Below are 21,005 nucleotides of genomic sequence, written 5' to 3'. Positions count from 1 at the left end.
TTACTCACTCGGCGGGATCTTTCACTGCGGCGTCTTTCACTGCGATTGCGACGAGGTCGAGGCTCGCGTCGATGTCGGGGACGGTGAGCGTGAAGTCGTCGACAGTGATGCCTTCGACGTCGCGGGTCAGGTCCGCAGGCCATGGCTCACCGGCGAGGGCACGGTCGATCTGCGCATTGATGAACGATCCGCCGTGTTTGGCGTCGAGGTCCTTCAGTCGCGGGCCGTGATGGACACCCGTCATGAGTTGGACGCGGAATCCGGCGTCGACCAGCAGTTCCGTCATCTCGTCTGCGTTGAGTTCGCGGGTGTGAAACGGGTTGAGGGGTGTGTCCCGGCCGGGGGAGAAGGTGATCCGGTTGGGGGTGCTGATGAGAAGTTCGCCGCCAGGAGCCAAGACTCGGAAGCACTCGCGCAGGAATTGTCCCTGGTCCCACAGGTGCTCGATTACCTGGAAGTTCACTACTACGTCCACCGAGTTGTCTTCGAGTGGCAATTCGGCGAGATTGCCGTGCACCATCTCGACGCGGGGGTAACGAGCGCGGACGTGCTCGACGGCGGAGATGTCGTAATCGAGGCCGGTGACCTTTGTGGCGACATCGGCAATCATGTTGGCGCCGTAGCCTTCTCCGGATCCGGCTTCGAGTACGCGGCGATCGGTGCATCGTTCCAGCAACGCGCGGTAGACAACTTCGTGGCGCCGGAACCAGTAGTTCTCCTCGGGAATTCCCGGCACAGTTCGTTCGCCCGTCAGGGGCAGGGGTGCGTCCTCGTGGTTGCTGACACTTGTTTCACTCACCTCTGGGAGATTAGTGCCAAACGGATAGAACGTGTTCACGTGGTCCAGATCACAGCGATAATTTGCACTCCGTGCCGTTATGGTGAGGGTGGTTCCACGTTAAGTTACCGACGGGTAACTTAACGTGAGGTAATCTAACGCACAGCCGACGTGAGACGAGAAATCCATTTGCGGAATCCCTCGGCCTGCGCGTAGCAACACAGACGATTTATCAGGTGAATTACACACAGGAGGTCGACGAAGACCCATGACGAATATCGTTGTTTTGATCAAGCAGGTCCCCGACACATGGTCCGAGCGCAAGCTGACCGACGGCGACTACACGCTTGACCGTGAAGCCGCCGACGCAGTGCTCGACGAGATCAACGAGCGCTCCGTCGAAGAAGCACTCCTCATCAAGGAAGCTCAGGGCGGTGAGGTGACGGTGCTGTCCGCAGGCCCCGACCGCGCCACCGACGCTATCCGCAAGGCACTGTCGATGGGCGCCGACAAGGCTGTCCACATCAACGACCCCGCACTGCACGGCTCCGACGCCATCCAGACCGCGTGGACCCTCGCAGCCGCACTCGGACAGATCACGTTCGAGAACGAAGAGCCTGCTGACCTGATCATCGCCGGTAACGAGGCCACAGACGGCCGCGTCGGCGCTGTTCCGGCCATCATTGCCGAGTACCTGGGCATTCCGCAGCTCACGCAGCTGCGCAAGCTCGTCGTCGCCGACGGCACCGTCACCGGTGAGCGCGAGACCGATGAGGGCGTTTTCGGCCTCGAGGCTTCGCTGCCCGCAATCGTCTCGGTCACCGAGAAGATCAACGAGCCCCGCTTCCCCTCCTTCAAGGGCATCATGGCCGCGAAGAAGAAGGAAGTTCTCGTCTACACGCTGGCCGACCTCGGTGTCGACCCGGAGACCGTGGGTGTCGCCAACGCCGGCACGACCGTGACCTCCTCCACTCCGAAGCCCCCCCGCACCGCTGGTGAGCGCATCGCCGACGAGGGAGACGGCGGCACCAAGATTGCCGCGTACCTCGTCAGCAACAAGGTCATCTGATCGCGCCCTTCTAGGCAACCAGCAGAAAAACTCAGGGAGAGTTAAGTCATGGCAGAAGTACTTGTGCTCGTAGAGCACGCAGAAGGTGCACTGAAGAAGGTCAGCACCGAACTCATCACCGCTGCACGCGCACTCGGTGAGCCGTCGGCAGTTGTCGCCGGCCCCGCGGGCACCGCAGCCAAGCTCGCCGACGCACTGGCAGCAGCCGGCGCAGAGAAGATCTACGTCGCCGAGTCCGACGACATCGAGGGCTACCTCGTCACCCCCAAGGTCGACGTTCTTGCCGCACTCGTCGAGTCCACCAGCCCGGCAGCGGTCATCACCGCAGCCGGCACCGAGGGCAAAGAGGTTGCCGGTCGTCTGGCCGCACGTCTGGGCTCCGGTCTGCTGACCGACGTCATCGAGATCAAGGCCGACGGAACCGGCGTCCACTCCATCTTCGGTGGCGCGTTCACCGTCGAGGCCAAGGCAAACGGCGACGTCCCCGTCTACTCGGTTCGTCCGGGCGCCGTCGAAGCAGCTCCGCAGGCCGGCGCAGGCGAGCAGATCGCTGTCGAGGTTCCGGCTCAGGACGAGAGTGCCGTCAAGGTCACCTCGCGTGAGCCCATCGTCGGTGGCGACCGCCCCGAGCTCACCGAAGCCAGCGTTGTGGTTTCCGGTGGACGTGGCGTCGGCAGCGCGGACAAGTTCTCCGTCGTCGAAGAGCTTGCCGATTCCCTCGGCGCTGCAGTCGGCGCCTCGCGTGCCGCTGTGGACTCGGGTTACTACCCCGGACAGTTCCAGGTCGGTCAGACCGGTAAGACGGTCTCCCCGCAGCTGTACATCGCACTCGGCATTTCCGGTGCCATCCAGCACCGCGCCGGCATGCAGACGTCCAAGACCATCGTCGCGGTCAACAAGGACGAAGAGGCACCCATCTTCGAGATCGCCGACTTCGGCATCGTGGGCGACCTGTTCAACGTCGCACCGCAGCTCACCGAGGCTGTGAAGACTCACAAGGGCTAAAAAGCATCATCTACTGTGCGCCTTTGTCAACCCCCCGCGGTTGATGAAGGCGCACAGTGCTTTATTCACCCGGCCTGCATCGGCCCGTCACCTTGCTGATGCCACGCCGTCGCGTCCGGTCGATAAACCTGGCGCATGACAATTACGTCAGTCCTTCGCCCCGCGAGTGACAATCTCGGCCGTGAGGTCACCGCGCCGAGATATTCCCTGATCGTCTCCTCCGACCGTGAACATCGAGTGGCCGCACAGCGCCTTCGATACCGGGTATTCGTCTCCGAGCCCGGATTCGCGATTCCCGCTTCACCTTTCGAGCTCGACGCAGATGCGTTCGACGATTTCTGTGACCACATTCTGGTCCGCGACGACCTCACCGGCGATTACGTCGGGTGTTACCGCATGCTCACCCCGGATGCCGCAGCCAGAGCGGGCGGGTATTACACCGCAACGGAATTCGACATCTCTGCTCTCGATCCGGTGGGGCGTCGCGTAGTCGAAATGGGCCGCGCGTGTGTCGATCCGGCGCATCGCAACGGATCGGTGCTCGGACTCATGTGGTCCGGGATTCTGCAGTACCTCGAACTGACCGGACACGAATGGGTGATGGGGTGCGTTTCCGTGCCGATCGCCCCGCACCCCGGTGCCGTTCCCGGCGCGGAAGTTCGCGGGGTACGCGATTTTGTGATGAACAAGCACGCCAGTCCACTGGAGCGGCGGGCTACTCCGCGCAATCCCGTCGTGCTCGGCGGCCGCACACTGGATCAGATCGCACCACCACCGCGTGTGACCATGCCGCCCCTGCTGCGGGGATATCTGCGCATGGGCGCGGTGATCTGCGGTGAACCCGCCTACGATCCCGCGTTCGGCGTCGCGGATTTTGTTGCGCTGCAAGGTCTGCACTCGGCGAACACGCGGTACCTCGATCGGCTTCGATCGGCGGCGTCAACCCAGCAAGGGCTCGTGGGATGACCCCGTACTGGGTGCCGTCGAGCCCCTGCGGTGACGGGTGTCTGCCGCCCGATCCGGCGCGTGTGTCGAATATCACGGCGGCGATTCGAGCGGTGTTGGTCGGCTGCGCGTTGTTGACTGCGCCGGTTCTCTCGGCGGGCTGGTTACTGCCGCGATCCTGGCGGGCAGGGCTGCAGCGCGCGTACTCGCGCATGCTGCTCCGCTGCCTCGGCATGAAACTGAGCGTCGACGATCAACGATTGGGCAGGCCGGAACCGGATGGCGTGCTGGTGGTCGCCGGCCACGTGTCCTGGACGGACGTGCTGGTTGCGAGCGCTGTTGCGCCCGCGAACTTCGTCGCCCGGTCGGATCTGCTCGAGTGGGCCGTCCTGGGATCGTTGTCACGTCGGATGAGAGTTGTGCCGATCGATCGCGCTCGGCTCCGTGAGCTGCCCGATGTCGTGGAAACTGTGCGCGAGCGTCTGGAACGCGGCGTGCGCGTCATGGCCTTTCCGGAGGGAACGACCTGGTGCGGGCGGGCGTACGGCGGATTCCGTCCGGCGATGTTCCAGGCTGCGGTCGATTCGCAGTGCCCGGTCCAGCCCATGGCGATTCGATACGCCAACACCGACGGTTCCCTGTGTACCGGACCGTGTTTTGTCGGCAGCGAGACAATCGGGCAATCCATCGGGCGAATTCTGCGTCAGAAAAATGTGGAGGTCGAGGTCCGATTGGCGCCACTGGAAGAGGCCGGGGAGTGCCGGCGAGAGCTTGCGAAGCGGTGTGAGCGGGCAGTACGAGGCACAACCGCTCTGGTGCCCGATCTGGAGTTGCGGATCACCGCAAGGCCAGAAGATGTTCGCCTAGCCGGGTAAGCGGCGCGAAGCGACCCGTCGTGCTGGGCTATCCTGGTCAGGCCATGACTCTGCCTGCACACCGTGTTGACACCGCATTTCCGGTGTACCTCGATCATGCCGCCACCACACCGATGACGGCAGCTGCTATCGAGGCGATGACCGATATCTTCACAACCGTGGGCAATGCGTCCTCGTTGCACGGCTCCGGCCGGGCTGCGCGCCGCCGTGTCGAGGAATCGCGCGAGTCGATCGCGGCCTGCCTGGGTGCTCGGCCGTCGGAGGTCATCTTCACGTCCGGTGGCACCGAGAGCGACAACCTGGCAGTCAAGGGCATCTTCTGGGCGCGCCGCGACGCCGACCCGAGGCGCACCCGGATCCTGGCGAGCTCGGTGGAGCACCACGCGGTTCTCGACACCGTGGAGTGGCTCGAAAAGCACGAGGGTGCCCAGGTCACCTGGTTGCCGGTGGACGCCAACGGCGTAGTCGACCCGCAGGCTTTGCGAGACGAGCTGTCGGTGCACGCAGACGAGGTTGCACTCGTCACGATCATGTGGGCGAACAACGAGGTCGGCACCATCATGCCGATCCTCGAATTAGCCGAGGTATCAGCGGAATTCGAAATCCCGATGCACAGTGACGCGGTCCAGGCCGTTGCCCAGTTGCCGGTCGATTTTGCCGCAAGCAAGCTCTCTGCTCTGAGTATTGCGGCACACAAGTTCGGCGGGCCGCACGGCGTCGGCGCACTGCTGCTGGGGCGTCAGGTTCCGTGTGTGCCGCTCCTGCACGGCGGTGGACACGAGCGCGATCTTCGTTCGGGAACCCCGGATACCGCCGGTGTGGTGGGCATGGCCGCTGCGCTGCGCGAGAACACCGCGCACATCGACTCCAGCGCACGGGAATTGGCAGAGCTACGCGACCGTTTGATCGAGGGCATTTTCCGGATTCTTCCCGACTCCGTGCTCAACGGCCCGACCGGTTCGGATCGTCTGCCAGGCAACGTGCACTTCACTTTCCCCGGCTGCGAAGGAGACTCGCTACTGATGCTCCTCGACGCTGCGGGTATCGAATGCTCTACCGGTTCGGCATGCACCGCAGGTGTTGCCCGGGCCAGTCACGTGCTGATCGCGATGGGCGTCGAACCGTCGACCGCGCGCGGCTCCTTGAGATTCTCACTCGGACATACGTCGAGTGTCACCGATGTGGATGCGCTCATCGCAGCGCTGCCACAAGTAGTAGAGCGCGCTCGGGCCGCCGGTCTTGCCGGTGCCGTATCGCGTGGAGGGGATCGCTGATGCGAGTACTCGCAGCCATGAGCGGAGGCGTCGACTCCGCAGTTGCCGCCGCCCGCGCAGTTGCCGCCGGCCACGACGTCGTGGGAGTTCATCTGGCGTTGTCGACGGCACCTGGCGCATTGCGCACGGGTTCGCGTGGATGTTGTTCCAAGGAAGACGCGGGCGATGCCAGGCGCGCCGCCGACGTTCTAAGAATTCCCTTCTACGTCTGGGACTTTGCGGATCGCTTCAAAGAGGACGTGATCGACGATTTTGTGGCGTCGTACGCCGCGGGTGAGACGCCGAACCCGTGCCTGCGCTGCAACGAGAAGATCAAGTTCACCGCTCTCGCGGATCGTGCGGTTGCGCTCGGATTCGACGCCGTTGCCACAGGCCATTACGCCCGGCTCGAAGACGGCGTTCTGCGCCGCGCAGTCGACTCCGACAAGGATCAGTCGTACGTCCTGGGAGTTCTGACAGCAGCGCAGCTTTCGCGCGCGATGTTCCCGATCGGTGACACACCGAAGGAGCAGATCCGCGAAGAGGCCGCCGAGCGCGGGCTTGCCGTCGCGAACAAGCCCGACAGCCACGACATCTGCTTCATTCCGACCGGCGACACCCGGGCTTTCCTCGGCGCCCGCATCGGTGTTCGCCCGGGAAGCGTCGTCGACGCCGATTCGGGTGAGGTCCTGGCCGCGCACGACGGCGTGCACGGCTTCACGATCGGTCAGCGTAAGGGACTGGGCGTCGAAGGTCCGGCAGTCGACGGCCGCCCGCGGTACGTCACGTCGATCGAACCCGAAACCGGCACTGTCCGAGTCGGATCGGCCAAGAATCTCGATGTGTGGGCTATCGCAGCGCAGCGTGCGATCTGGACTTCCGGTCAGGCTCCCGAAGGCCCGGTCGAGTGCATGGTGCAGGTTCGGGCTCATGGCGGACTGGCGCAAGCAGTGGCAGAGGCAGTCGATGACGGCACTTCAGAAGGCGGCATCACGATTTCCTTGCGTGAACCGCTGACCGGCGTCGCGAAGGGGCAGGCAGTGGTTTTGTACCGTCCCGACAGTGAACTGGGCGATCAGGTACTCGGCAGCGGCACTATCGCCGGAACCGAATCCGAGCCGAACGCACTGTGACACAGCAGGTTTCCATCGGTGGCCTGGTCACCGGAATCGGATCCTGGCCGGGCACGGATGCCCGGGAAAGTGCCGCCACCATCCTCGGTGAGCTCGGCGGATTTCCGCACCTGGTGGAACTGCCGGCACGCGGTCTCGGCTCAGACACAGTGGGCCGAACCGGTGCCATCCTCGTCGACATCAACCTCGACGCGTCGACGCGCTCGTACCGGGTTGTGCCCCGGCGCGGCAACATCGCGAAGCGCGCCGAGGACTTCCTGAACCAGGATCTCGACGCCCTCGAGGAAGCCTGGGAAGCAGCGCGGCTGGTCGGCGGAGATCACGTGATCAAACTGCAGGCTGCCGGCCCGCTGACGCTCGGCGCCGAGATCGAGGTCGCAAACGGTTCACGTGTGCTCGTGGATCGCGGAGCACTGCGGGACATCGCCGAATCGCTGGGTGAGGGGTTGGCCCGTCACGCCGCCGAGGTGACCCGCCGCACGGGTGCCCGCGTGATCATTCAACTCGACGAACCGCAGATGACTGCTGTGCTCGCGGGATCTCTGCCAGGACGTACGAGAATGGAGAGTGTTCCGGCGCTCCCCGAACCGGAAGCTCTGGCGATTCTGGACTCGGCCATCGAGGGCTGCGGATTGCCGACCATCGTGCACAGTTGCAGCGCGGATCTCCCGTGGGAGCTGCTGCGACGCAGCAAGGCCAGTGCCGTGAGCTTCGACCTGTCGCTGATTTCCTCGCGCGACCTGGACGGTATCGGCCAGTTGTTCGATGCCGGCAAGCAGTTGGCGTTGGGTCTGGTTCCGTCCACGGCGCCCGAGAAGCCGCTCACGTGGAAAGAATGCGCGATGCCTGCAGTGACGCTGATCGATCGTCTCGGGTTCTCGCGGGAGCTGCTGCAGACGCAGGTGGCGGTGACCCCGCGATGCGGTCTGGCCGGCGCCGGCCTCGACTACGCCCGCACGGCGCTGAAGGTGTGCACCGACGTCAGCAACGCTTTGGTGGACGATCCTTCGGCGTTCTGACTCGCGGTGCTGTTCTGTCGGTGAGAACCGATATTCTCTTGTCTTGTGAGTGAAACCACCGAGGGAACCGTGCAGCCTGCGCCCAACGAGGCGCGTGAGCAGTGGATGGAGCTGGCCGAGGAGGTCCGTCAGCATCAGTTCCGCTACTATGTTCGTGATGCACCGACCATCTCGGACGGCGCATTCGACACGCTGCTCGGCCAGCTCAATGCCCTCGAAGAGCAGTATCCGGACTTGCGGACTCCTGACTCACCGACACAGTTGGTGGGCGGTGGGTTCGCTACGGATTTCACCTCGGTCGATCACCTCGAGCGCATGCTCAGCCTCGACAACGTTTTCGACGAGTCCGAACTGCGCGGCTGGATTGCCAAGGTAGAGCAGGAAACCGGTCCGGATCTGCATTACCTCTGTGAGGTCAAGATCGACGGCGTTGCGCTCAACCTCGTGTACGAGAACGGCAAGCTCGTGCGGGCTGCCACCCGTGGCGACGGCCGCACGGGCGAATTGGTCACCCTCAACGCGCTGACGATCAACGACATCCCGGAGTACCTCACCGCGACTGACGAGTATCCGATCCCCAGCGTGCTCGAAGTGCGCGGTGAGGTGTTCTTTCGGCTCGAGGACTTTGCCGCACTCAACGCGTCGTTGGTCGCAGAAGGCAAGGCGCCCTTCGCAAACCCGCGTAACTCGGCCGCCGGATCGTTGCGCCAGAAGAATCCCGCGGTGACGGCGCGTCGACGACTCGGCATGATCTGTCATGGTTTCGGCCGCATGGAGGGTTTCGAGCCCGCGTCGCAGTACGACGCCTATGTTGCGCTCGCCGCGTGGGGTCTGCCGGTGTCGACGCACACGTCACGGGTTGTCGGAGCGGACGCCGTGGTGGAAAAGATGAAGTACTGGGGCGAACATCGCCACGACGTCGAGCACGAGATCGACGGCCTGGTGGTCAAGGTCGACGAAATGTCGTTGCATCGCCGTCTCGGCACCACGTCACGAGCGCCGCGTTGGGCGATCGCGTACAAGTACCCGCCCGAGGAGGTCACAACCAAGCTTCTCGACATTCGGGTCAGCGTCGGACGAACCGGACGTGTGACGCCGTTTGCGTACATGGAACCGGTGACGGTAGCCGGTTCCACTGTGTCGTTGGCCACGCTGCACAACGGCAGCGAGGTCAAGCGCAAGGGTGTGTTGATCGGTGACACCGTGGTGCTGCGTAAGGCCGGCGATGTCATCCCCGAGGTTCTCGGACCGGTCGCCGACGTCCGCGACGGAACCGAGCGCGAGTTTGTCATGCCGACGCACTGCCCGGAATGCGGCACATTGCTGGCGCCCGCAAAAGAGGGCGACGTGGACGTGCGCTGCCCCAATCAGCAGCACTGCCCGGCGCAGCTGCGGGAGCGGGTTTTCCACGTTGCCGGCCGCGGTGCCTTCGACATCGAGGTGCTCGGATACGAGGCAGCGACCGGTCTTCTCGAAGCGAAGGCCATCGACGACGAAGGAGATCTCTTCTCACTCGACGCCGACACTCTGATCGGTGTACCGATCTTCCGGACCAACGCCGGAGCGCTCTCGGCCAACGGAAAACGCTTGCTGGCCAACCTGGATTCGGCCAAGGACAAGCCGTTGTGGAGAGTGCTTGTGGCACTGTCGATTCGGCATGTCGGTCCAACGGCCGCGCGAGCGTTGGCGGGCGAATTCGGTTCGCTGCAACGCATTCGGGAAGCGTCGATGGAGCAGCTGGCAGCTGTCGACGGCGTCGGTTCCACGATCGCTGCTGCGGTGGTCGAGTGGTTCTCGGTGGACTGGCATCAGCAGATCGTGGACAAGTGGGCGGCCGCTGGAGTGCGGATGGAGGACGAGCGAGACGATTCCATTCCGCGCAATCTCGAGGGCCTCTCCATCGTGGTCACCGGTTCCCTCGAGACGTTCTCCCGCGATCAGGCAAAGGAAGCGATCCTCGTGCGCGGCGGTAAGGCGGCCGGTTCCGTCTCGAAGAAAACGGCGTTTGTCGTTGTCGGTGAAGCGCCGGGTTCCAAGCACGACAAGGCTGTCGAATTGGGCGTGCCCGTGCTCGACGAGGACGGCTTCCGTCGATTGCTCGAAGGTGGCCCGGACGCGGTCGCACCTACCGAATTGGACGAATAACTACCTCGCTCTGCGATTTCCGAGTTCGGCACGCAGGGTGCAATAGTGACGCCATGATCGAGATTCGCGAAATCCTCCCCAACGAGTTCGACACGGTAGGGGAGCTGACTGTGCAGGCCTACGTGGGTGGCGGATTTGTTGCCGAAGGAACCCCGTACGCGGAGCGTCTGCGCGACACGGCAACTCGGGCGCAGGACGGCCGAGTGCTGGTCGCGGTTCTCGGTGACCGCGTTGTGGGATCGCTCACCGTGGCAGAACCGGGAACACCGTTCGCGGACGTCGCGCAGTCCGGCGAACTCGAATTCCGCATGCTTGCAGTCTCACCCGATGCTCGCGGATCGGGAGCGGGTACGGCTTTGGTACGCGCCGTGATCGCCGAGGCGTACGACCGTGGCGATCACTCGGTGGTCATGTCGACTCAACCCGAGATGGTCGACGCGCGTCGTATCTACGATCGCAACGGATTTGTCCCTGACCCGGACCGGGCGTGGGAACCGATCCGGGGCATGGAGTTGACCGTCTTGGTGCGCGATCTGGCCTGAGTAGTAACCCAGAACTGTCGTGGTCAGCTCAGAACTGTCGCGATGATCCCGGCGAGATAACCCAGCCGGGCAATCTCCGACGGCCGGAATTCCGGCCCACCGGGGCGTCCGAGCATCAGGACGCGACCACCCGAGCCCAGGGGTGCAGCGGCGAGGCTGGTATCCATGTCGCGCCACACTTCGGGCACCCACTCGGCCTCACCGTCGAGGACGGCCGGCTTCTCGAGGGGCATCCACGGGACCTCGGTGGCGTGAGTTTCGGGTGCACCCGAGCTGCCGACCACCCGATATGCCCCTTGCGGGCCGATATCGACGATGACGGACCAACCCACCCGCAGTACTCGCGGGGCGCCGTCCACGAGTACCTGGAGTCGATCGTCTTGTGCGGTGGCGACGGAGTCGATGAGTTCGAGTTCACGGTGGGTGTCGAGGATTCCCGCGTACGGACGGATGGAATCCACCGATACGCCGGGGAGATGCTCGGCTGCCGTGATGAGAGTGTCCGGTAGCGCTCCCGGTTCGACGTCGACTACAAGATCGTCGATGGCAAAACCGTCGCCTCGCTCCACGACGTCGAGGGAGAGAATGTCGGCTCCGACGGAACCCAGTGCGACGGCGAGTGCGCCGAGGCTACCGGGACGGTCGGGCAGACTGACGCGGAGCAGGTATGACACGTTCGTCCTTTCGCTTTCGGTTTTCGCCCGGGTCGTGGTGACCCGCGCTGTAAGTCATCTTTGCACTTGTCGCCGTGTCGATGGTCGGCGCCGCGGCCCCGTCACACCGGCTGTACGAGGTTGTGACATGACCGAAACACTTCGGTCGAACCGGACGTGGCGGTGGACACGCGAGGCGCGACTACAAGTCTGCTGAGCCGAGCAACTAGGCTGGACCGGCAATGATTACGTCCTCTTCCGAAAGGGGCCCCGCGGTGCCTGCCATCTCCCGTGACGAGGTCGCGCACCTCGCGCGGCTGTCCAGACTCGCACTGTCCGAGGCAGAACTCGACGAGTTCGCCGGTCAGTTGGATTCGATTCTCAACCACGTCAAGGTGGTCACCGAGGTTGCGGCCGACGACGTTCCGCCCATGGCGAACCCCAATGCCGTCACCAACGTCACCCGACCGGACGTCATCGTGCCGGGGTTGACCCCGGATCAGGCGTTGTCCGGTGCACCCGCAGTCGAACAGGATCGCTTTGCCGTTCCGCAGATCCTTGGAGAGGGCGAATGACCGCCGACCTGACAACGCTGGACGCCTCGGTTCTGGCAGACAAGATCCATTCGCGTGAGGTGTCCTCCGTAGAGGTCACCCAGGCGCACCTCGATCGCATCGCTGCAGTCGACTCCGAGTACCACGCCTTCCTGCACGTCGCTGGTGAGCAGGCGCTCGAAGCCGCCGCTGCAGTCGACAGCTCCCTGGCAGCCGGAAACGAGCCCGTGTCACCCCTCGCCGGTGTGCCGATTGCGCTCAAGGACATCTTCACCACCACGGACATGCCGACGACCTGTGCGTCGAAAATGCTCGAAGGATGGGTAGCGCCGTACGACGCGACCCTGACGAGCAAGCTTCGCGCCGCAGGCATTCCGATTCTCGGCAAGACCAACCTCGACGAATTCGCGATGGGTTCCTCCACCGAGAACTCGGCGTACGGCCCGACGCGTAACCCGTGGGACACCACGCGTATCCCTGGCGGCTCGGGCGGCGGTAGCGCAGCAGCGCTCGCGTCCCGTCAGGCGCCCTTGGCCATCGGCACCGACACCGGTGGATCCATTCGACAGCCGGCCGCAGTCACAGCAACCGTCGGCACCAAGCCCACGTACGGAACAGTCTCGCGTTTCGGTCTTGTCGCGTGTGCGTCGTCCCTCGATCAGGGTGGCCCGTGTGGTCGCACCGTGCTCGACACCGCGCTCCTGCACGAGGTCATCGCCGGACATGATCCGCGTGACTCCACGTCCATCGACGCTCCCGTGCGTCCGGTGGTTGCCGCGGCTCGTGAAGGTGCCAACGGCGACCTGCGCGGCGTCAAGGTCGGTGTCGTGAAGGAGCTGCACTCCGACAGCTACCAGCCCGGCGTCATCGCGTCCTTCGACGCTGCAGTCGAGCAACTGAAGGCTCTCGGTGCCGAGGTTGTGGAGGTCTCGTGCCCGAGCTTCGAGTACGCGCTCGCGTCGTACTACCTGGTGCTGCCCAGTGAGGTCTCGTCCAACCTGGCACGCTTCGACGCCATGCGTTACGGCATGCGTGTCGACGACGGCAACATGAGCGCCGACCAGGTCATGGCAGCCACCCGCGCTGCCGGCTTCGGTCCGGAGGTCAAGCGCCGCATCATGATCGGCACCTACGCACTGTCCTCGGGCTACTACGAGGCCTACTACGGCTCGGCCCTGAAGGTTCGCACTCTGATCGCTCGCGATTTCGACAAGGCGTACGAGCAGGTCGACGTTCTGGTCTCGCCGACCAGCCCGTTCACGCCGTGGAAGCTGGGGGAGAAGGTGGGCGATCCACTCGCGATGTACCTCTCCGACCTCTGCACCCTGCCCACCAACCTGGCCGGCCATTGCGCCATGTCGGTGCCGTCGGGTCTCTCGGCGGACGATAATCTGCCCGTCGGTCTGCAGATCATGGCTCCGGCCATGGCGGACGAGCGTCTGTACCGCGTCGGTGCGGCGTACGAAGCAGCGCGTGGACCGATCGGTACCGCTGTCTGAGCGAAGATCTCGTGCTTTCGACAATGCCGTCACCGTGTCTCTCGGTGGCGGCATTGTTTTCTCTGTTGACGGGATTGTCGCGTCTGAACGTGATCGTCTGAGCGGCGATATTTTTGGTCCTCATCGGGCACACTCGTAGGTGGAGTGTGATCGGGGACACAAGTCCTGATTCGGTCCGTCGTCGTCCGTGCATCACGAATAGTTTCGAGGAGTGCTGGTGAAGGTCAAGGCAGCAGTAGTCAAGGCGCCAGGTCAGCCGTGGGAGATCGAAGAGATCGACTTGGGGGATCCGATTTCCGGAGAAGTGCAGGTTCGGCTCGCCGCATCGGGGCTGTGCCATTCGGACGAGCACTTGCGGACGGGTGCAAGCCCGCTTCCCTTCTATCCTGCCTTGGGTGGGCACGAAGGTGCCGGAGTGGTGACCAAGGTGGGGCCGGGCGTTACGAGCGTCACCGAAGGCGATCACGTTGTGCTGGCGTTCATTCCGGCCTGTGGACGCTGTCCGTCGTGTGCAAAGGGATTGCAGAATATCTGCGACCAGGGGGCGGGTCTGCTTACCGGACAGTCCATCTCGGACAATTCGTATCGAGTCACGCTCGATGGGGAGCCCGTCATTCAGATGTGCCTGCTCGGCACGTTCTCTCCGTATGTGACGGTCAACGAGTCCTCGGTGATCAAGATCGAGAAGGACATCCCACTCGACAAGGCAGCGCTGCTCGGCTGTGGCGTCGCGACCGGTTGGGGATCGGCGACGGCTATCGGCGGCGCCAAGGTCGGTGACACGGTCGTGGTGATCGGTGTCGGCGGTGTCGGTATCAACTCCGTGCAGGGTGCAGCGTCGGCGGGCGCGCGTTTTGTCGTTGCGATCGACCCGGTTGAATTCAAGCGGCAGAAGGCCAAGGAATTCGGCGCAACACATACCTTCGCATCGCTCGAAGAAGCTATCCCCGCGATCGGTGAACTCACGTGGGGCAAGATGGCCGACGTCACCGTGATCACCGTCGGAGAGATTCACGGCGACATCATTCAACCTGCCCTCAGTGCCACCGGTAAGGGCGGTCAGGTTGTTGTGGTCGGCATGGGCCATTACGCCGATTCGCAGGTGACGCTCAGCCTGTTCGAGCTGACACTGCTGCAGAAGCGCTTGCAGGGGGCCATCTTCGGAGGCGTCGGGCCGCGTTCCCAGATTCCCAAGCTGCTCGATCATTACCGCAGCGGCGCACTCAAACTCGACGAGCTGGTGACCAAAACCTACAAACTCGAGGAGATCAACGAGGGCTACGCCGACATGCTCGCGGGTAAGAACTTGCGCGGCATGATCATTTACACCGAGGACGACTACTGACCCTGCCTGTCCTTGACTGTCCTTGATTAGGGCTCTCCGGCAGTGGTGCCGGAGAGCCCGATTTTCTGCAAGGATTCTGGCATGGCCAACAGCCTCACGGTGATCGATCAGGGAACCACCTTGGACTTCACCTTCGCCGACGCCCTGCGCTACCACGGACCTTTGGCGCCCGGCGGTGTTGCCCACGCCTACAAAGTGCTCGAACGGGCCCTCGGAGTCCTGGGGCAGGATGAGCCCGTCGAGCGGCGCGAGCTTGTCGTCACAACATCGCACGGTGGCCCTGGAGTGCGGGACACTGTCGAACTGGTCACTCGCGCAGTCACCGAAGATCGATACACCGTCGACGGTTCCCTTGCCCGCCCCGAGCGGGGAATTACGCTGGAAATGTATGTATTCCAGATCGACTATCGCGATGAGAGTGTCACGCTGATCCTGCGTGAGGGCTTCGTCGTGGACGAATTCATCGAGCTGTCACGCACTCCCCGGCGAAGCACCGAGGAGGAGGCTCGGTTGGTGGTACTCAAGCAGGAGATGGCTGATCGAGTGATGGCGCGACCGGCTGAAGAGGTCTACGACGTAGTGCCGTCGAGTGTGATCGACCAACCGCAGTAGCGCGTAGAGAAATCGCGTCGAACCGGCATGGGTTGATGCCTAATGCTGTGTAGTGGGTCAGCGACCTGCAAACATCTTGATGCGCTGCTCACGGCTGCGTTCGAGGTGAGCCCGCATATGTACTCGAGCGGACTTCTCGTCGCGACTTCGTATCGCGTTCAGGATGTCTTGATGCTCGGAGTTCAGTAGATCAGGTTCACCGTAGTTGGAGGGCGGACCGCTGTCGTAGATCCGCAATTGCGTGGTCAACCGGATCAGGAGTGACGTGATCGTCGCGTTGTGTGCGGACTGCCAGAGGGCTTCGTGGAACTTGAAATTACCGGCCCGAATCGCGGCGCCGTCAGTTGCCGTGCAGCACTGTTCGTGAAGGCCTTCGAGGCGCGCAAGGTCCAACTCGGTATGTCGCAGCGCCGCCGCCCCGGCAGCCTCGGACTCCAAAGCCACTCGCGCAGCGTAGATTTCGATGACGTCTTCGGGAGTTCCGGATCGCACTCGGAAGCCACGGGCGGCGCGCTCGAGAAGTCCGTCGTGCGCAAGCCAATTGAGGGCTTCCCGGATAGGTGTGCGGGAGGCGCCGTAGGTTTCGCACAATTGGGTTTCGTGTAGTGGGGCGCCCTGGGCAAACTTGCCATCGAGGATGTCGGCGCGCAACCGAAGGTACTGGCGGGACGTCTGGTCGGAACGTCCCAGTGCTGCCTCGGGCACCAGTAGTTCTGCGCTGGTCGTGGTTTCCTCGACGCCCATGTTTCCCCGTTCCTTCTCCGTGAGTGAAGCGTGTTTGATTATGCCACTGACAACGCATGAGTACTTGCGTATACGCTAGTACTCACTTAAGTTCGTGAGCGTTGGTTTCTGCTCGGTTGGTTCAACTAGGGAGAGGTGCTTCGGTGACACAGACATCGGTCACGCCGTTGATCGGCAGTGAGGCGCTGGCGCAGCTGCTGACTGGCAGCGACGTCGTAGTTCTCGACGTCACGGTGCATTTCCCGCCCGCACGATTCGACGGTGATTACCGCCCCGAATCGGGCTATGAAGGCTGGTTGGACGCGCATATTCCCGGATCTCGACACGTCGACCTCATGACGACGTTCTCCGACCGCAATGCTTCATTGCACTTCACCAAGCCCACGGCCGAGCAATTGGCTTTCGATCTGGCTGCTGCCGGGATCGGCGAGGGCGCGACGATCGTCCTTTACGACCAAGGCTCGATGACCTGGGCGTCGCGGCTGTGGTGGGTGCTGCGCAACGCGGGAATCGACGCGCGGATCCTCGACGGCGGATTGGCTGCCTGGACGTGGCACGGGTTCGCGGTCGAATCGGGTGAGGAGCGAGCACCTGCGCAGTCTGGTGCGCCGTGGGACGTTGTCGATCTGGACCTGTGGGCTGATCGAGACGATGTCGCCGCGGTCTCGGCGGGCGACTTGGCAGGCACCCTTGTCTGTGCGTTGTCACCTGAACAATTTGCCGGAACCGAGAAGACCAGATACTCGCGTCGTGGGCACATCCCGGGAAGCCGGAATCTGTCGGCAAAAAGCTTGCTGGACGACAACGGATTGATGCGCCCGGCCGCGGATGTCTCCGTCCGTGCGCAGGAACTGTCGGCGAGTGCCGTACCGATCATCATCTATTGCGGCGGAGGCGTTTCCGCGTGTCTGAGCGCGCTCGGCCTGGTGATGAGCGGGTACGACGCCATCAAGGTCTACGACGGTTCTCTCGAGGAATGGACCGCCGATCCCACCTTGCCGATGGTCACGGGAACCGGGCCCGTCGAAGACGATCGATGTCGCGAGTCCTGATCGCCCGGCCCAGTACCGACCTCACATTCTCGAAGGAAATTCCATGTCTGACATCTCCGCTGACACTGTTGCCTCGGCGCTCGAGGCGCTTCGTGCGCAGGTGCCGCTCGTTCAATCACTGACCAATATCGTCTCCGCCAACTTTCTGACCAACGTTCTCTTGGCGGCAGGCGCGAGCAATGCGCATATCGACAATGTCCATGAGGCGGCCGGATTTGCAGCGATCGCCGGAGGGGTTCTGGTTAATCTCGGAACACCGGATGACGCAACCGCAGCAGCTTTCCGAGTTGCAGCCGAAGCAGCACAGAGCGCCGGTACACCGTGGGTGCTCGACCCGGTCGGTGTCGGCGGATTGCCCTGGCGCAGTGAGATTGCCGTTGACCTCCTTCGGTTCCACCCGACCGCAATCCGCGGAAACGCGTCGGAGATCATCGCGCTTGCCGGTCTCGGTGGCGATACCCGCGGCGTCGACAGTGCATCCGATTCGGTCGACGCTGTTCCGGCGGCGCTTGCCCTGCTGAAGCACACGGACGCGGTATCTGCCTCGGGTCCAGTTGATTACGTCGTCGGACGTGATCGTGACGGCGTTGTTGTCGGCGTCAAGATTTCGGGCGGCAGTGCACTTCTTCCCCGTGTCACCAGCACGGGATGCTCCTTGGGTGGCCTTGTTGCTGCGTATCTTGCGGTGGCACAGACGCCGCTGGAAGGACTTGTTGCAGCCCACACCCACGTTGCTGTTGCGTCCGAGATTGCCGAGGCGAACTCCACCGGCCCCGGATCGTTTGCGGTTGCCTATCTGGACGCGCTCCACGCCGTCGATGCCGACACCATTCGGGCGCGGGCCCGCGTCGAATCCTTCGAACTGCCGGCTGGAGCGCAGAACTGATGAGCGTCAAGACTTTCTGGTACCTCACCCAGGCCGACGGCGACTACCCGTGGAGCCCCGGCGGGTTGTACCCGGTGGACGGCGCGCGGCAGATCGAACTTGCGAAGACGATCGACGACGGCGGATTCGAAGGCGCTCTGGTAGCGACCTGGCCGAACGATCCGTTCATTTCCGCGACGTGGGCCGCAGCCCATACCAGTCGTATGAAGTTCCTGGTTGCGGTTTACGCGAACATGACACCGGCACGTTTGCTGGCCGAAAAGGCGCTGACATTCGACGCTTTCAGCGGTGGCAGGTTGATGATCAACTCGGTCAACGGTCGCGAGAACATCCTGACCAAGTACGACATGAACGTCGACCACGATCAACGGTACGAACTGGGTGAGCAGTACTGGGCTGATTTCCGACGTATCTACGCCGAGGGCACCGAGTCGAACTTCCCGAACACTCCGTTGCGCATCGACGCACCGGCGGGACACCAGGTTCCGCTGTGGGGGACCGGGGATTCGCCTGCAGGCCTGGCAAATTCAGGGAAGGTCCTCGACACCTACCTGGCGATGCTCCGCGAAACCTCCTTCATCGAGGAGAAGTTCTCGGCTGCGCGGGACGCGGCAACTGCCGCTGGGCGCGAATTCACAGACTTCGGCGCGTTGACCGGCGTGATCGTCCGGCCTACGAAAGGCGAAGCCCTCGAACGATTCCGGTCGCTGTTCGAGAAGACAGGCATCGAGCAGATTGCAGAGGTTCTCGACAACGCGGTGCGTCGACGCACTCACGGCGCGCAGGATCTCAAGACCTTCACCGCCCGCGACTCGCAGCGCCAAGGGTGGGTCGATGCAATCGCGGCCGGTCGGCTCCCCGAACCTGAAGACTTGTATGTCGGTGACGGGCTCTATGCCGGCATCACCGCGTGGTCGCCGCTCGATATCTTCGGAACGGGTTCGTCGGCGGTCTACTACGTCGGCGACCCCGATTCGATCACCGATTCGGTGCGCACCCTTCGGCAGCGCACCGGCCTGACCGCCCTCATTCTCGCCGGGTGGCCCCTGATCGAAGAAGCAAAATGGGTGTCGGAGTACCTGATTCCACGGTTCGACGAACTGGACTGATCTCTGCGGGACTCGCGTCAGCGGCCGTGCTCGCGAAGTAGTTGACTCGGAGTGACGCCGGTCAGTGCCTGAACATCTCGAGAGAGATGGGCCTGATCGGCGTATCCGGCGTGCACCGCAAGGCTTGCCAATGATGTGCGCGCGGATGTGTTTGTGCAGCGGGCCAGCGTCAGCACGTTCTGCATACGCTGGACTCGCTGGATCGTCTTCGGAGACAGCCCCGTCGACGCAGCGATTGTGCGGCGGAAATGTCTCTCGGAAACTCCGAATTCCGCTGCTACGTCGCGCACCCGAGCATCGGGCGACGCGGTCAACGCCGAATAGCCGATCCGGGCCGTATCGTCGGGATAGGTGCTCGGCCAGAGGTTTTCGAGGAGTGTTGCGTCGACGCGCGTGCTTTGCAGCGCGTCGGCCAGTATCCGGGCCTGGCGTGACGAGAGCACGTCGCCGAAATCGATTTTGGAGTCCTGCACAATCTCCGCGTCGGTCCCGAGTATCGAACGCAAGGCCGGGGGATTGATACGAACTCCCCACCGGGTTACGCCAGGAGCAGTCGTGACCAGATCGGCGATGGTCGCGGGGCCGACCAGCCAGGCTTTGCCTGCGCTGTCGACGATGAAGTCTGCGCAGAGATCCGGAATGATCCGGTGAACGGCGACGGTTTCCTCGGATGCCGTGGTCGGCATCGATTCTGCTGCGGACGACGTGCTTGTCCACAGGCAACTGAAGAGGTCCGTGCCCGTGAGGCGTTGTTCGGCGTATGTGTGGCCGTTTTGTTCAAGACCGGACCCCGCGCTGCGACTACCGTGTGTGGTGCGAGCGTCCGTGGCAGTCATCTCTAGATCGTCACACACTCGTCGACTACTTTTCGAACCGAAAAACAGGAGAACACAGTGTCGGTTTCACCTCGTCTCGACCTCGTCGGAATTGTCACCACCGACCTCGATCGTTCCCTGGCGTTCTACCGCAGTCTGGGCCTCGACATCCCCGAGACGCCGTCCGATGCCCCGCATGTCGAGTTCACCTTCGACAACGGATTGCGACTGGCGTGGGATGCAGAGTCGACGATCAAGAGTTTCGACCCTGAATATGCCCCAGCAGTCGGTCGGCACCCCGTGGCATTGGCGTTCGATTTCGGCACCCCCGCGGCCGTCGACGAAGCGTACACGCGCATCACCGCAGACTTTCCCGGGCACAAGGAACCCTTCGACGCCGTGTGGGGGCAACGCTATGCGGTGCTCCTTGATCCGGACGGAAACACCGTCGATTTGTTTGCCGCGCTCTAACGCAGTTTTCTTCAACGTCAGTTGCTAAGGCGCTGCAGGACACAGAGATTGGCGGGATGCATTCCAGAATGGGAAGAGGTCGGTCGTGCTGGCTTCGGGGTGGTCCGCCCGAACCAGGACATTGAAATCGAGAACGGTTCGGCCCGCGGTGTTGCTGACTCCGCAGGCCTGCAGACTCAGCTTCGCGGCGGGGACAAATCCGATGCTGCGGGCGTAGGGTCCAAGCACGCCGGAGTTGACGAAGCTCTCGATCGATTCACCCCACTGGTTGTACTCGGATTGCAGGTCGAAGCTGCACGTCTCGCCGAACAACTCGGCGCACGTCGTCCGTTGCCCGTCGATGATCGCTGACGTATCCGCCAGTGGTCGCGAAGGATCGCCCTGTGGTGACCTGTGGATTACGAGATAGACACCTACGGCCACGACGCACACAACCACGACGCTCGTCAGGATTGCGCGCAATACCCTCATGATCACTTCCGTCGGCAGTGTGCGTTCGTG

At 63.3% G+C, this 21,005-nt stretch carries 22 protein-coding genes; 17 read left to right on the top strand and 5 right to left on the bottom strand.

The genetic code is table 11. The features are described from left to right. Nucleotides 1–4: 4 nt before the first annotated feature. Complete coding sequence (locus tag V2B23_RS18570) at nt 5–799, bottom strand: methyltransferase domain-containing protein (protein ID WP_430951703.1); 795 nt, start codon at nt 797–799, stop codon at nt 5–7. 247 nt (nt 800–1,046) lie between these two features. Between V2B23_RS18570 and V2B23_RS18565 the strand changes: the two genes are divergently transcribed. From V2B23_RS18565 to V2B23_RS18525, 9 genes are all read left to right on the top strand, one after another. After that, nucleotides 1,047–1,847, top strand: a complete 801-nt coding sequence (locus tag V2B23_RS18565; RefSeq protein ID WP_033231080.1) for an electron transfer flavoprotein subunit beta/FixA family protein — start codon at nt 1,047–1,049, stop codon at nt 1,845–1,847. A 48-nt stretch (nt 1,848–1,895) separates the two neighbouring features. Then, nucleotides 1,896–2,852, top strand: a complete 957-nt coding sequence (locus V2B23_RS18560) for an electron transfer flavoprotein subunit alpha/FixB family protein (RefSeq protein WP_430951702.1) — start codon at nt 1,896–1,898, stop codon at nt 2,850–2,852. 135 nt (nt 2,853–2,987) lie between these two features. Next, on the top strand, nt 2,988–3,818 hold the full coding sequence (locus V2B23_RS18555; protein WP_430951701.1) for a GNAT family N-acetyltransferase: 831 nt from the start codon (nt 2,988–2,990) through the stop codon (nt 3,816–3,818). Next, nucleotides 3,815–4,672 (top strand): lysophospholipid acyltransferase family protein, encoded by an 858-nt coding sequence (locus tag V2B23_RS18550; protein WP_430951700.1) that lies wholly within the window; start codon nt 3,815–3,817, stop codon nt 4,670–4,672. The genes V2B23_RS18555 and V2B23_RS18550 overlap by 4 nt, the downstream gene beginning before the upstream one ends. A gap of 44 nt (nt 4,673–4,716) precedes the next feature. After that, nucleotides 4,717–5,946, top strand: a complete 1,230-nt coding sequence (locus tag V2B23_RS18545) for a cysteine desulfurase family protein (protein WP_430951699.1) — start codon at nt 4,717–4,719, stop codon at nt 5,944–5,946. Next, nucleotides 5,946–7,058 carry a tRNA 2-thiouridine(34) synthase MnmA gene (mnmA, locus tag V2B23_RS18540; RefSeq protein WP_430951698.1) on the top strand — a complete coding sequence of 371 codons (1,113 nt, stop codon included), beginning with the start codon at nt 5,946–5,948 and terminating at the stop codon, nt 7,056–7,058. Before V2B23_RS18545 ends, mnmA begins: the two co-directional genes overlap by 1 nt. Continuing rightward, nucleotides 7,055–8,077 (top strand): methionine synthase, encoded by a 1,023-nt coding sequence (locus V2B23_RS18535; RefSeq protein WP_430951697.1) that lies wholly within the window; start codon nt 7,055–7,057, stop codon nt 8,075–8,077. Before mnmA ends, V2B23_RS18535 begins: the two co-directional genes overlap by 4 nt. A 105-nt stretch (nt 8,078–8,182) precedes the next feature. Further along, complete coding sequence (gene ligA, locus V2B23_RS18530) at nt 8,183–10,222, top strand: NAD-dependent DNA ligase LigA (RefSeq protein ID WP_430951956.1); 2,040 nt, start codon at nt 8,183–8,185, stop codon at nt 10,220–10,222. A gap of 53 nt (nt 10,223–10,275) precedes the next feature. Further along, nucleotides 10,276–10,764 (top strand): GNAT family N-acetyltransferase, encoded by a 489-nt coding sequence (locus V2B23_RS18525; RefSeq protein ID WP_430951696.1) that lies wholly within the window; start codon nt 10,276–10,278, stop codon nt 10,762–10,764. 23 nt (nt 10,765–10,787) lie between these two features. On the opposite strand, the gene V2B23_RS18520 is transcribed toward V2B23_RS18525, so the two are convergent. Beyond that, nucleotides 10,788–11,438 carry an ACT domain-containing protein gene (locus tag V2B23_RS18520; protein WP_430951695.1) on the bottom strand — a complete coding sequence of 217 codons (651 nt, stop codon included), beginning with the start codon at nt 11,436–11,438 and terminating at the stop codon, nt 10,788–10,790. A 254-nt stretch (nt 11,439–11,692) separates the two neighbouring features. On the opposite strand from V2B23_RS18520, the gene gatC reads away from it, so the two are divergent. The 4 genes from gatC to V2B23_RS18500 all read left to right on the top strand — a co-directional run bounded on the left by gatC (nt 11,693) and on the right by V2B23_RS18500 (nt 15,427). After that, the gene (gene gatC / locus V2B23_RS18515; RefSeq protein ID WP_430951694.1) at nt 11,693–11,992 is read left to right on the top strand and encodes an Asp-tRNA(Asn)/Glu-tRNA(Gln) amidotransferase subunit GatC; all 300 of its coding nucleotides are present in this window, start codon (nt 11,693–11,695) and stop codon (nt 11,990–11,992) included. Beyond that, nucleotides 11,989–13,470 carry an Asp-tRNA(Asn)/Glu-tRNA(Gln) amidotransferase subunit GatA gene (gene gatA, locus V2B23_RS18510; protein WP_430951693.1) on the top strand — a complete coding sequence of 494 codons (1,482 nt, stop codon included), beginning with the start codon at nt 11,989–11,991 and terminating at the stop codon, nt 13,468–13,470. Before gatC ends, gatA begins: the two co-directional genes overlap by 4 nt. A 217-nt stretch (nt 13,471–13,687) precedes the next feature. Next, nucleotides 13,688–14,815, top strand: a complete 1,128-nt coding sequence (locus V2B23_RS18505) for an NDMA-dependent alcohol dehydrogenase (protein ID WP_430951692.1) — start codon at nt 13,688–13,690, stop codon at nt 14,813–14,815. An 81-nt stretch (nt 14,816–14,896) separates the two neighbouring features. Continuing rightward, entirely contained in the window at nt 14,897–15,427 is a 531-nt protein-coding gene (locus tag V2B23_RS18500; protein ID WP_430951691.1) for a hypothetical protein, read from the top strand. 57 nt (nt 15,428–15,484) lie between these two features. Here the strand turns inward: V2B23_RS18500 and V2B23_RS18495 are convergent, their stop codons facing one another. Next, nucleotides 15,485–16,171, bottom strand: a complete 687-nt coding sequence (locus tag V2B23_RS18495) for a GntR family transcriptional regulator (protein ID WP_430951690.1) — start codon at nt 16,169–16,171, stop codon at nt 15,485–15,487. A gap of 143 nt (nt 16,172–16,314) precedes the next feature. On the opposite strand from V2B23_RS18495, the gene V2B23_RS18490 reads away from it, so the two are divergent. The 3 genes from V2B23_RS18490 to V2B23_RS18480 are packed head-to-tail and all read left to right on the top strand — an operon-like array spanning nt 16,315 to nt 19,218. Then, nucleotides 16,315–17,223, top strand: a complete 909-nt coding sequence (locus V2B23_RS18490; RefSeq protein ID WP_430951689.1) for a sulfurtransferase — start codon at nt 16,315–16,317, stop codon at nt 17,221–17,223. 43 nt (nt 17,224–17,266) lie between these two features. After that, complete coding sequence (thiM, locus tag V2B23_RS18485; protein WP_430951688.1) at nt 17,267–18,109, top strand: hydroxyethylthiazole kinase; 843 nt, start codon at nt 17,267–17,269, stop codon at nt 18,107–18,109. Further along, the gene (locus tag V2B23_RS18480; protein ID WP_430951687.1) at nt 18,109–19,218 is read left to right on the top strand and encodes an LLM class flavin-dependent oxidoreductase; all 1,110 of its coding nucleotides are present in this window, start codon (nt 18,109–18,111) and stop codon (nt 19,216–19,218) included. Before thiM ends, V2B23_RS18480 begins: the two co-directional genes overlap by 1 nt. A gap of 17 nt (nt 19,219–19,235) precedes the next feature. Here the strand turns inward: V2B23_RS18480 and V2B23_RS18475 are convergent, their stop codons facing one another. Further along, a complete protein-coding gene (locus V2B23_RS18475) occupies nt 19,236–20,054 on the bottom strand; it encodes a helix-turn-helix domain-containing protein (protein WP_430951686.1) in 819 nt (272 codons plus the stop codon). A gap of 57 nt (nt 20,055–20,111) precedes the next feature. Between V2B23_RS18475 and V2B23_RS18470 the strand changes: the two genes are divergently transcribed. Then, on the top strand, nt 20,112–20,504 hold the full coding sequence (locus V2B23_RS18470; RefSeq protein WP_430951685.1) for a VOC family protein: 393 nt from the start codon (nt 20,112–20,114) through the stop codon (nt 20,502–20,504). Between the two features lie 24 nt (nt 20,505–20,528). Here V2B23_RS18470 and V2B23_RS18465 read toward each other — a convergent pair whose 3' ends face one another. Further along, nucleotides 20,529–20,975 (bottom strand): hypothetical protein, encoded by a 447-nt coding sequence (locus V2B23_RS18465; protein WP_430951684.1) that lies wholly within the window; start codon nt 20,973–20,975, stop codon nt 20,529–20,531. Nucleotides 20,976–21,005: the final 30 nt, after the last annotated feature.

The sequence above is a fragment of the Rhodococcus sp. 24CO genome, from assembly GCF_050586165.1.
GTDB lineage: Bacteria > Actinomycetota > Actinomycetes > Mycobacteriales > Mycobacteriaceae > Rhodococcus_F.
The sequence above is the reverse complement of the archived record's forward strand: the minus strand, read 5'-3'. Positions and strand labels throughout refer to the sequence as shown.